Here is an 11,995-nt window from a genome sequence, read left to right as displayed (position 1 = left end):
TATGGGAATCGCGATGAAACTTGTGGTCCAGCGCATTGCGCTGGGCCTTTTGCTATTGTTGGCCGTGTCAGTGCTGATTTTTGCCGGAACGCTCATTCTGCCCGGCGACGTTGCACAGTCAATCCTCGGCCAGTCTGCAACCCCCGAGGCCCTCGCCAACATCCGCGAAGAGCTTGGGTTGAACGAACCAGCCATCACCCGCTATTTCGACTGGCTTTTTGCCGCCTTACAGGGTGATCTAGGTACTGCGCTGACCAATGGTCGTGACATCGCCGAGAGTATCGGTCAACGCATGTCAAACACCCTGTTTCTCGCCTTCTGGGCCGCTATCATTTCGGTGCCGCTGGCAATTCTTCTCGGCCTTATAGCGGTTCGGTACAAGGACCGCTGGCCCGACAAACTGATCTCGGCCGTGACGTTGGCCTCGATCTCTATTCCCGAATTCCTCATCGGCTACCTTTTGATGTATTTCATCGCTGTGAAACTGGGCTGGTTCCCATCGGTGGCGATGATCGGGGACCACATGAGCCTTCTGCAAAAGCTTCAGGCCATCGCACTGCCCGTCATGGTTCTTACTCTGGTTGTACTGGCGCATATGATGCGCATGACGCGCGCGGCAATCCTGAACGTTATGCAGTCAGCTTATATCGAGACCGCTGAATTGAAGGGTTTGACCGGATTTCAAGTTATCGCACGACACGCCTTTCCGAATGCCATTGCCCCAATCGTCAACGTCGTGATGCTGAACCTTGCCTATCTGGTTGTCGGCGTCGTGGTGATTGAGGTGGTCTTTGTCTACCCCGGAATGGGTCAATATCTTGTGGACCACGTGGCGAAACGTGACGTGCCGGTGGTACAAGCCTGCGGCCTGATCTTCGCCGCTGTCTATATCGGCCTCAACATGGTTGCGGACATCGTCTCAATCCTGGCCAATCCGCGTCTGAGGCACCCGAAATGAAAAACATCCCTATTTCTGCAATGATCGGGTTGTTCCTGACGGCCCTCTACTTTCTCATGGCGATTTTTGCGCCCCTCATCTCACCTTATGGCATGGCCGAAGTTGTCGGCGGTGTCTGGGAGCCCTCGAAGATCGAGATCATGCTGGGGATCGCGCCCCCTGGATTTACCGAGTCGAACTTTTGGCTTGGCACCGACAATATCGGTCGGGATCTGCTAAGCCGGATGATCTACGGTGGGCGTACCACAATCTTCATCGCAACGGCCGCGACGATCCTGTCCTTTGTGACGGGCTCGGTCCTTGGCTTTTTCGCTGCTGTGATGGGCGGTTGGGTCGATCAAGCGCTTTCGCGCTTTGTCGATCTGATCATGTCGATCCCGTCGCTGATCTTTGCCCTTGTGGTGCTGTCGGTGATGCCCGTGACCGTTCCAATCCTGATTATTGTCATGGGCTTGTTGGATTCGACCCGCGTTTATCGTCTGGCACGTGCTGTCGCCGTTGACATCACTGTCATGGACTATGTCGAAGCGGCACGCCTGCGAGGTGAAAAAATCGGTTGGATCATCTTCCGCGAAATCCTGCCCAACGCGCTGTCACCGCTGGTGGCCGAAATGGGGCTGCGGTTCATCTTTGCTGTTCTGTTCGTTTCAACCCTGTCGTTCTTGGGTCTTGGTGTGCAACCGCCCGAGGCTGATTGGGGTGGCATCGTGAAAGAGAACAAGGAAGGCATTGTCTACGGCATTCCCGCCGCTCTGTTGCCCGCCGTCGCAATCGCGACGCTGGCCATCTCGGTCAACCTTGTGGCTGACTGGGTCCTGAACCGCACCACATCGCTGAAAGGAGGCCGGGGATGAGTGATACCCTTCTCAAGGTCCGCGACCTCAAGATCGGCGCGACCGTTTATCCGCCGGGTGAAAAACCCCATGACATCGAAATCGTGCACGGGGTCAGCTTTGACCTCGAACGCGGCAAGGTGCTGGGGCTGATCGGCGAATCCGGGGCTGGTAAGTCGACTATCGGCCTTGCTTCGATGGCCTATGGCCGGGGCGGCGTTAAGATCACCGGCGGCGAGGTCTGGGTAAATGGGCGCGATATCCTCAAGACGTCACTTGGCGATATCCGAAAGCTGCGCGGGGGTGAAGTCACGTATGTGTCTCAATCCGCGGCGGCGTCTTTCAACCCTGCTAAGAAGATCATGGATCAAGTGGTCGAGGCTGCGGTCGAACAGAAAAAGTTCAGCCGTAAAGAGGCTGAAGCCCGCGCGCGTGAGCTGTTCGCCAAACTTGGCCTGCCCGACCCCGACAACATTGGGGACAGATATCCACACCAAGTCTCAGGCGGCCAATTGCAGCGTTGCATGACGGCGCTGGCGCTGTGCCCCGAGCCTGATCTTGTGGTGTTCGACGAACCCACCACCGCATTGGACGTGACCACTCAGATCGACGTTCTGATGGCGATCAAGGAAGCCATCGCAGATACCGGCGTTGCCGCGCTCTATATCACGCATGACCTGGCTGTTGTGGCTCAGGTGAGCGACGACATCATGGTTCTGAAGATGGGCAATACGGTCGAATACGGCACCACCGATCAGATCATCAACAACCCGCAAGAGGAGTATACGCAGGCGCTGGTCTCGGTGCGCTCAATCGACCATGAAGAGAAAAAGCCTACGCCGGAACCGGTGCTGCAAGTTGACGGCATCACCGCGCGCTACAAGGGGCTGAATTTCGACGTCCTGCACAACGTCAATGTTGAGCTTCATCCGGGGCAGACGCTGGCTGTGGTGGGCGAATCCGGCTCGGGCAAGTCGACACTGGCGCGTGTAATCACCGGTCTGCTTCCGCCCCGCGATGGCGAAATTACCTTTGCCGGGCGCAAGCTCAGCCCCGATCTGAAGGGCCGGTCGCTTGAGGATCTGCGCGAGTTGCAAATGATCTATCAGATGGCTGACGTGGCGATGAATCCACGCCAAACTGTCGGCACAATCATAGGACGCCCGTTGGAGTTCTACTTCAACATGCGTGGGTCTGAGAAACGCAAGCGGGTCATCGAACTGCTGGATGAGATCGAACTGGGCGAAAAGTTCATCGACCGGTATCCTGCAGAGCTGTCGGGTGGTCAGAAACAGCGTGTCTGTATCGCACGGTCGCTGGCGGCGAAGCCCAAGATGATCATTTGTGATGAGGTCACTTCGGCGCTCGATCCGCTGGTAGCGGATGGCATTCTTAAACTGCTGCTCGACCTGCAGAAGATCGAGGATGTGGCCTATCTGTTCATCACCCACGATCTGGCGACGGTCCGCGCGATCAGCGACAGTATTGCGGTGATGTATCAAGGCCGTGTGGTGCGTTATGGCCCCAAATCGCAGGTGCTGAACCCGCCATTTGACGATTATACCGACCTGCTGCTTAGCTCGGTTCCCGAGATGCATCTGGGCTGGCTGGAAGAGGTCGTCGCCCACCGTAAGATGGAGAGCGCCGGGAACTGATCACATCTCGACAGTCAGAAAAAAGTTCGAAATCCCGGCACTCTGGTGTCGGGATTTTACAATTCAGGACGCGAATACGCGCATCCGGTTGGGCGAATCCAGTATGTTCGCCCACGAGCACGCAAGGAAGGTTGGGTTATGGACCGCAAACTGCTTTTGATTATCCTGGACGGTGTCCCGTGGCGTAACTTTCGCCGCCTTTTTGGCAACCTTGAAGGCTGGGTTGATTCAGGCGATGCACGGGTTTGGAAACTGCGTTCAGTCCTGCCATCGACTTCCGCCAGCTGTTATGCCTCGATCCACACCGGTGTCACCCCACAAGAGCATGGTTGCACCGGCAACGGCAACGTCTTTCGGCTAAGCCATAAGGACGTTTTCAGCCAAGTGCGCGCGGCTGGGGGCGTGACTGGGGCCGTGACCCACAGTTATTGGTCGCAATTCTTCAATCGTCACCCGTTCGACTATGTCCGCGACGTGGAATATGACGAACCTGACAGTAAAACCATTAACCATGGTCGTTTCCACTCCATGACGGGATACGGCAAAACGAACCAAATGACTCCGTCGGATGTCGATCTTTTTGCGTCTCTAACCAATCTGTGTCTGCGGTTCGGGTTGGACTATGGCATTCTGCACACCTGCACGCTGGACAGCATGGGCCACCGCTTTTTTCACGATTGTGAAGAGATGGACCACGCCTGTTTCGTCATGGACGAAATGTTGGCCCCCTTCATTCCGCGCTGGCGGCAGCTTGGATATGACGTCATCGTCACCGCAGACCATGGTCAGGATGAACGCGGCCACCACGGAGGGCGCGGCGCGTTGCAACAGGAAACCGCGCTTTATTACTTTGGCGATGCCGAAGGACCCGAGGCGGAGACCTTGATCGACCAGCTTCAGCTGGCGCCAACCATTTTGCAGCGTCTTGGTGCACCAGTGGCAGACACGATGAAGGCGAAACCATTCCTGAGTTAAAATGGCTGGATCAGTCGTAGGACCAGATCCCTTGCCCCAACGCCTCAATCGCCACTGAAATTCGTTCAAAGCTGTCTGCGGCACGCTTGACCGAGGTTCGGGCTCGCAGAAATCCATGAACCAAGCCGGGTTCATTGATGCAATGCGCCTGACCACCGGCAGCAATGATCCGGTCGCAATAGGCTTGTCCGTCATCGCGCAATGGATCGCAATCAGCTGTGACAACGACTGTTGGCGGAAGCCCCGAAAAATCATCATCCTGCAACGGCGCATAAGTCGGATCGTTGCGTGGCGCCGCCCCTTCGCATCGAATGGTCTCATAGAACCGGACATCGTCCAAAGTCAGCAGCGGGGCATTGGCGTGTTCGATATACGACCCTGCCGAAGTATTGCCCCCTAAAGCGGGATAGATAAGGACCTGCCCCAACACATTGCCCAGACGACCCCGCCCGTGATGCGCCACGGCCGCAGCCAGATTGCCGCCTGCGCTGTCGCCTGCCAAGACAATCGGATCACCATACTCCTGAACCACCCAGCACGTCGCTGTCCAACTATCCTGAAACTGCGCCGGGTGTACGTGTTCGGGGCACAAACGATAGTCCACGGAAATGACGCGATATCCAGTCTGGGCACAGATTTCAGCGCACACGTCATCATGGCTGTCCAACCCGCCCACGACAAAACCGCCGCCGTGAAAATAGATAACACTCCGGGTCGGGTCACCGGCCGTATATAATCGAACAGGCACGCCGTTGGCGGACTTGTCTTGCACATCAATGCCCAGCGGGCGGGGTTGGCGGAAGGCCTGACACATCGCATCATAAACCCGACGCTGGTCCGCAACCGACATCTCGACCGCATCATCGGGATAGCTTTCGGACGTGCGACGTATGAACGCCCAAGTTTCTTCGTCAATCAGGCGTTCATAGTCCATTGTCCCTCCGGCTTACGCAGACCACTCCCACGGCCGGGTAAATGAGCCCAGCACTTTTGAGACATCGTCCTCGGAAGACCCGTTCGCGTCAAGCTGCGCGACAAGACCACGTTTCTTGTCATCGATCACAGAAACAACCCGTGCTGCCACACCGGCATCCTCAAGCGCTCCGTTGTAAACACGCGTGATCGCATGTTTGCGCAGATCGGGTTTGAACACTTTGCCGACGGCGGTTTTTGGCAATTCGTTCAGGATGGTCATATGCTTGGGCTGCGCCGCGCGTTCGTGAACATGCACCTTGCAGAACTCCATCAGCTCATTTTCCGTGGCCGAAGCCCCGTCAACCAATTCAACAAACGCACAAGGAAGCTCACCCGAATGGGCATCCGGCTGACCAATTGCTCCGGCAAAGGCAACAGCCTCGTGGCCCAACAGCGCCTCTTCGATTTCTGCAGGGTCGATATTGTGACCGCCGCGAATGATCAGGTCTTTCGCACGGCCTGTAATCCACAAATAGCCATCCTCGTCAAATCGACCCAAATCGCCGGTGCGAAGGTATTTGTCGAAGTGGTAGAGATCTACGTTCTTATCGGCCTCGGTATAGGTGTTTCCGGCGTAAACGCCGGGGTTCGAGATACAGATTTCACCTACCTTATCTGTGTCGCATTCAGTTGGCCCATCGGGCCCATCCTGCAGGATTTTGACATCTGTATAGGGGAACGGAATCCCGATCGAACCTATCTTCTTTTCTCCATCCACCGGATTACATGAGACCAGACAGGTGGCTTCGGTCAGGCCATAGCCTTCGACGATGGTAACGCCCGTAGCTTCTTCAAAGCGGCGGAACAGTTCAACCGGCAGCGGGGCTGAACCCGAGAAGGCCGTCTTGACGCTGGAGATATCTGCGTCCACTGGGCGCTGCATTTTGGCAGATATGGCTGTCGGCACTGTGATGATGAACGAGACTTTCCAGCGTTCGATCAGCTTCCAGAAATTGTCGAACACACCGTCGCCACGATAGCCAGCGGGTGTCGGGAAGATGACATGTGCACCAGACGATACCGCCGCCATTACAATTACGTGCACAGCAAAGACATGGAACATCGGCAAGGGGCACATGATCACGTCGTTTTCGTCAAACAGCAGCGTATTGCCCAGCCAGCCGTTATAGATCAGGCCCGAGTACTTGTGTTGCGCAACCTTCGGCATGCCCGTGGTACCACCAGTGTGGAAATAACAGGCAACGCGATCCTCGGCGCTGTCTTCAAACGAAAGTGTTTTTGGCTGTTTGTTCAATTCAGCATTGAAGTTCTTGTATGTCGCATGCGCCAGCTTTTCCTTATCCCCCATCTTGGGGCGCAGGAATGGCACCAGCCACGATTTTGGAGGCGTCAGATACCGATTTAAATCGATCTCAATGATCGTGTGAACGCCGGGGGCATGGCGAACGGCCTCTTCAACCTTCTGCGCCACGTCCGTCTTGGGAAAGGACTTCAGCGTTACCACCACCTTTGCCCCGGTCTCCCGCAGGATGGCCGAAATCTGCTCAGGCTCGAGCAGCGGGTTGATCGGGTTCACAATCCCCGCAACTGCTCCGCCCATCATCGTCACCAGAGTTTCGTTACAATTGGGCAGCACATAGGCCACCACATCCTTTTCTCCGATCCCCAGCGATCGGAACAGGTTGGCGGCCTGGTTGACCTTGCCCAAAAGCTCGGACCAGGTGAGCGTCTCGGCCTTGTCGGTCGGGCCGGACAGCAATTGAAAGCTGATCGCTTTGTGGTTCGGGAACCTGCCCGCCGTCCGCGATAGCAATTGGTGGAAGGTAACGGGCACATCCCGATCTTCCCACGGCATCTCCTGCTCAATGCGTGCCTTGTCTTCCAATCCCACAAAGGCCATGTGGCTCCTCCCCTGATCTCTCTCCCGTGTCGCGCACAGGCTTGTTTGTGCCTCCAAGATGGAAGCAAAACACACCATGCGCAAGCGAGGGCTTAGCGATCAGTTCCGGGAAACTGTAGAATGACGCTACGGAGATTCTGGATGTGCCGGAGCGTCACTTTATTCTGCGGCCACCCCGTCGGTGAATTGCAGACGGGCCAGACGAGCATACAGACCGTCCTGCGCCACCAGATCATCATGCGTACCCTGCGCCACAATGCGCCCAGCCTCAAGCACGATAATCCGATCCGCTTTTTTTACGGTCGCCAAACGATGTGCCACGATCAGCGTGGTACGCCCGGCCCGCATGTTGTCGACTGCTCCCTGCACTGCACGCTCGCTTTCCGCATCAAGCGCCGATGTCGCCTCGTCCAACAGCAGCACAGGCGCGTCACGCAGAATGGCACGGGCGATAGCGATGCGTTGTTTCTGACCACCTGACAGCATCACACCGCGTTCACCGACAAAGCTGTCATACCCTTCGGGCAAGGCCGAGATAAACTCATGCGCAGCAGCAGCCTCTGCGGCAGCCTCAACTTCTGCGTCCGAAGCGTCCAGACGGCCAAAGCGAATATTTTCGCGCGCCGACGCCGCGAAAATCACCGGATCTTGCGGCACCAATGCGATATGCTGGCGGAAGTCATCGCGGTTTAGGCCCCGCAAATCGATGCCGTCTAAGCTGACATGACCAGCGTCAGGGTCGTAGTACCGCTGGATCATCTGGATCACAGTCGTTTTGCCCGCCCCCGATGGGCCGACGAATGCGACGGTTTCTCCGGGATTGATCTGCAGCGAAAACTGATCCAGCGCGACAACATCTGGGCGCGCCGGATAGCGGAAGGTCACGTCGTCAAAACGAATCTCGCCGCGCACCGGGGCCGGCAGCACTTTTGCCTGCGACGGATCATTTACTGTATCTTCAGCGTTCAGCAACTCGACCAACCGCTCAGTCGCGCCAGCTGCCCGCTGCAACTCACTCCAGATTTCCGACAATGCTGCGACCGAACCCGCCATGATGATCGAATAGATCACGAACTGGATCAGCACCCCTTCGGTCATCACACCGTTGCGCACATCATTCGCACCCATCCAAAGCACGCCAACAATGCCCGAAAATACGAGGAAGATAACTATGACGGTCAACACAGCGCGAGTCTGGATCCGGCGCAGAGAAACTTCGTACGAAGTTTCTGTCATTTCTCCAAACTGGGCTCTGCTGGCCTGTTCATGGGTAAAGGCCTGAACAGTTTGTACCGCCCCCAGCGCCTCGCCCGCGTTCCCTGACGATGCTGCAATCCAATCCTGATTTTCCCGGCTGATCACGCGCAGTCTGCGGCCCAATACCAGAATCGGCACGACCACCAGCGGGATCAGCAATAGCACCATTCCAGTCAACTTGGCTGAGGTCAGGAGCATCAGCACCAGCCCACCCACGAACATCAGAAGGTTACGCAGTGCAATCGACACTGATGAACCCAAAACGGATTGGATCAGGGTTGTGTCCGTCGTAATTCGGCTCAGCACCTCTCCGGTCATGATGCGTTCGTAGAATTCGGGGCTCATGCCAATCACGCGGTTGAACACCGCTTTTCGGATATCGGCGACCACGCGTTCACCCAACCGGGTGACCAGCGCATAGCGGACGCCTGTGCCCACCGCGAGTATGGCCGCAATACCGAGCGCAGCCAGAAAGTACCAATCCAACAGTTCGCCGTCTTCAATGCGGAAATTGTCGACCACGCGGCGCACGGCCAAAGGCAGTGTCAGCGTCATGCTGGCAGTCAGGATCAACGCAAGCGTGGCTCCGGCCATCAACAGCCGGTAAGGTTTCATGAAGGGCCAAAGCGACCGCAAGACACCTATTTTCTTGGACCCGACCCGTTCTTCATGCGCACCTGGCGCTTGTACGTTTGCTGGACTGGCGGAGCGTGTTCTTGCCATGTCTGGCCCTTGTCTTCTGGTCATCGCCCGCATTGGGCTTACATCAATGCTTCTTGGCGGCAGAGGCAGTTGGGGTCAAGCATTGCGCACAATTGCAAGTGTGATCCGGGCCTTTTGACGCATTCCATGACGGTATCGAACATAGGCATGCGACCAGGGTCCAAGCTGATGTAACGATCACGGCGATCCAGCGTGGGAATACTCAATATTCTGTGCCTTTTGCGCTATAACATTTATCGACGGCGCAAACAGCAAGTTGTTTTTCAAGGATGATTTCGTTGGAGCGGGCGGCGGGAATCGAACCCGCTTCATCAGCTTGGAAGGCTGAGGTAATAGCCAGTATACGACGCCCGCTCAGCGAAGGCGGGTGTATTTCATCGCATATTTGTGGTCAAGGGTGGAATTGTAGATTTTCCCTCTGCCGGTATCGAAAACGTCATTCCGATCGGTGAGGCGAAGATGGAGCGGGATATCGCGTCGAGGTCCGGTTGCCATCAAGGTAGTTTGGCTTTGTCACGCCGGTCGATCAAACGAGATTGCGCAATGGTCAAAACGTACATTGGCGGTCGGATGCATTCCCGCGGAAATTGAAGCTCACATAACTGCACGAGTCACAATATCGCCGCGGCCAAGCCAAAGCCGCCCCGTTGGTTTGCACCTTTGACTGCGCTGTTGTTTTAATCAAAGCTACGGGTAGATCAGCGTCAATCTGCCTGCGGAGAAGCCAAATAAAAACTTTAGTCAAACTGTTATATTACTGTCATGCACCGCCCCTAAATCCGCTGGACCAAACTGAATCCAGACAGCCAGGAGCTATCCATGAAAGACGTCGATCCCACCACTCTGTCCGCCGACGATTGGGACGAACTGCACTTCCCCCGCCCGGAAGAGAATGACTTTGACCGCGTGGTTGAAAGCGCCATTTCCCGCCGAGGTTTTCTGGCTGGTGTCGTGGCCTTTGGTTCGGGCGCAGCGGCGATGGGCGCAGGACTACTGGGTTCAACTTCGGCACAAGCAGTTGGGTCCTCGCGTTTTGCATTCCAGCCAATCCCTGCTCAGACTGATGGCACCGTTCATGTGCCCGAAGGGTATGAATGGAAGATGCTGATGCGCTGGGGTGATCCGCTGTTCTCGGATGCCGATGGATATGATCTGACTGATGGTGGTTCGGTTGAGAACTCCGACAAAGTCTTCGGTGAAAACACCGACGGGATGGAGACGTTCTCCTTCCAAGGTCACGAGCTGATCGCAATCAATCACGAGTATCCGAACCGCAAAATAAACTTGCCAGCCGCTCAGGAAGGTGTTCCGGCCAGCGCCGATGACGTTCTGAAGTTCCAGAACATTCAGGGCGTGACCGTGATGGAGATCAAGGAGGGCCCCGAGGGTTGGTCGGTTGTCAAAGACAGCCCCTTCAACCGCCGCATCCATCACAACAGCCCGATGAAGATCATAGGCCCCGCAGCCGGTCATGACCTGCTGAAGACCGAGGCCGATCCAACAGGCACAGCCTCGCTAGGCACTATGAACAACTGTGGGTCTGGCAAGACGCCTTGGGGCACTTATTTAACCTGCGAAGAAAACTTCAACGGCTACTTCGGGTCCTCGGACGAGAATGCCAGCTACGACCAGAAGGTTGCCGATGGCATGAAGCGCTATGGCATCAAAGCCGAAAGCTGGAATGGGTACGAGCTGTTTGATCCGCGCTTTGACACCTCAAAAAACCCGAACGAACCGCACCGCGCCGGCTGGATCGTTGAAATCGATCCAACCAAGCCGGACAGCACGCCGGTCAAGCATACCGGTCTGGGCCGTTTCAAGCATGAGAATGCCGAAGTGACCCTGGCGACTGACGGTCGCGTGGTGGTCTATATGGGTGACGACGAACGCGGCGAGTACTTGTACAAGTTCGTCTCGAGCGCGGCTTATGCACCGGGTGTCGACACTGAGAACCTGCTGAATGACGGCACGCTCTATGTCGCCAAGTTCAACGACGACATGAGCGGCCAGTGGTTGCCGCTGACACCGGAAACCACCGGTATGGACGCGGCCGAGATCCTGATCTTCACCCGCATGGCCGCTTCGGCCGCAGGTGGCACCACAATGGACCGCCCCGAGTGGGTTGCGTCGAGCCCCGTTGCAGTTGAGGCCTATTGCTGCCTGACTAACAACAAGAACCGTGGCGTGAAGCCAAACGCCGGTGGTGATGACACCTCGGCCAACGGACCCAACCCGCGCGACGCCAACAAATTCGGGCAGATCGTGCGTTGGCGCCCTGCAAACGAAGATCACGCTGCCGATGGCTTCGATTGGGATCTCTATGTCATGGCGGGCAATCCGACCGTGCATTCGGATGACCGCGCCGGGTCAGCCAATGTGAACGAGGGTAACCTGTTCAACTCACCCGACGGTATGGCAATCGATTCGACTGGCCTGGTCTGGATCCAGACTGACGGTAATGACGACAACGAGGAAGATTTCGCAAGCAATGGCAACAACCAGATGCTAGTTGGCGATCCCGTCACCGGCGAAATCGTGCGCTTCATGACCGGCCCGAACGGCTGTGAAGTTACCGGTCTGGCGTGGTCGTCCGACCTGCGCACTATGTTTGTCGGCATCCAACACCCGGGCAGCAACTGGCCCGATGGTGGCACGCCTCGTTCGTCGGTGATCGCGATCAAACGCACCGACAACGGCCTCATCGGCTAAGCAGACCTGGCAACAGAAAGCGCCCTTGAACTTCGGTTCGGGGGCGTGT

Annotated in this window: 8 protein-coding genes and 1 tRNA gene; 5 read left to right on the top strand and 4 right to left on the bottom strand. The window is 56.6% G+C overall.

The genetic code is table 11. The features are described from left to right. Nucleotide 1 precedes the first annotated feature (1 nt). The 4 genes from ACR0NN_RS14545 to ACR0NN_RS14530 all read left to right on the top strand — a co-directional run bounded on the left by ACR0NN_RS14545 (nucleotide 2) and on the right by ACR0NN_RS14530 (nucleotide 4,421). Nucleotides 2–958, top strand: a complete 957-nt coding sequence (locus ACR0NN_RS14545) for an ABC transporter permease (RefSeq protein ID WP_170683320.1) — start codon at nucleotides 2–4, stop codon at nucleotides 956–958. Next, nucleotides 955–1,812: an ABC transporter permease gene (locus ACR0NN_RS14540; protein ID WP_170683321.1), complete on the top strand. Its 858-nt coding sequence runs from the start codon at nucleotides 955–957 to the stop codon at nucleotides 1,810–1,812. Before ACR0NN_RS14545 ends, ACR0NN_RS14540 begins: the two co-directional genes overlap by 4 nt. Next, on the top strand, nucleotides 1,809–3,446 hold the full coding sequence (locus ACR0NN_RS14535; protein WP_170683322.1) for an ABC transporter ATP-binding protein: 1,638 nt from the start codon (nucleotides 1,809–1,811) through the stop codon (nucleotides 3,444–3,446). The genes ACR0NN_RS14540 and ACR0NN_RS14535 overlap by 4 nt, the downstream gene beginning before the upstream one ends. A gap of 138 nt (nucleotides 3,447–3,584) precedes the next feature. Beyond that, entirely contained in the window at nucleotides 3,585–4,421 is an 837-nt protein-coding gene (locus tag ACR0NN_RS14530; protein ID WP_170723581.1) for an alkaline phosphatase family protein, read from the top strand. Between the two features lie 10 nt (nucleotides 4,422–4,431). Here the strand turns inward: ACR0NN_RS14530 and ACR0NN_RS14525 are convergent, their stop codons facing one another. The 4 genes from ACR0NN_RS14525 to ACR0NN_RS14510 all read right to left on the bottom strand — a co-directional run bounded on the left by ACR0NN_RS14525 (nucleotide 4,432) and on the right by ACR0NN_RS14510 (nucleotide 9,591). Next, nucleotides 4,432–5,355, bottom strand: a complete 924-nt coding sequence (locus ACR0NN_RS14525) for an alpha/beta hydrolase (protein WP_170723582.1) — start codon at nucleotides 5,353–5,355, stop codon at nucleotides 4,432–4,434. A gap of 12 nt (nucleotides 5,356–5,367) precedes the next feature. Continuing rightward, a complete protein-coding gene (locus ACR0NN_RS14520; RefSeq protein ID WP_170723583.1) occupies nucleotides 5,368–7,257 on the bottom strand; it encodes an acyl-CoA synthetase in 1,890 nt (629 codons plus the stop codon). 159 nt (nucleotides 7,258–7,416) lie between these two features. After that, nucleotides 7,417–9,237, bottom strand: a complete 1,821-nt coding sequence (locus tag ACR0NN_RS14515) for an ABC transporter transmembrane domain-containing protein (RefSeq protein ID WP_480684945.1) — start codon at nucleotides 9,235–9,237, stop codon at nucleotides 7,417–7,419. Nucleotides 9,238–9,516: 279 nt separating this feature from the next. Continuing rightward, nucleotides 9,517–9,591, bottom strand: a tRNA-Gly gene (locus tag ACR0NN_RS14510). 465 nt (nucleotides 9,592–10,056) lie between these two features. On the opposite strand from ACR0NN_RS14510, the gene ACR0NN_RS14505 reads away from it, so the two are divergent. After that, nucleotides 10,057–11,946, top strand: coding sequence for a PhoX family protein (locus ACR0NN_RS14505; protein WP_170723585.1), 1,890 nt, complete (start codon nucleotides 10,057–10,059; stop codon nucleotides 11,944–11,946). Nucleotides 11,947–11,995: the final 49 nt, after the last annotated feature.

This window comes from Ruegeria sp. BA2 (genome assembly GCF_056539605.1).
Note: the sequence above shows the minus strand (reverse complement) of the source record. Positions and strands in the feature narration are given on the sequence as shown.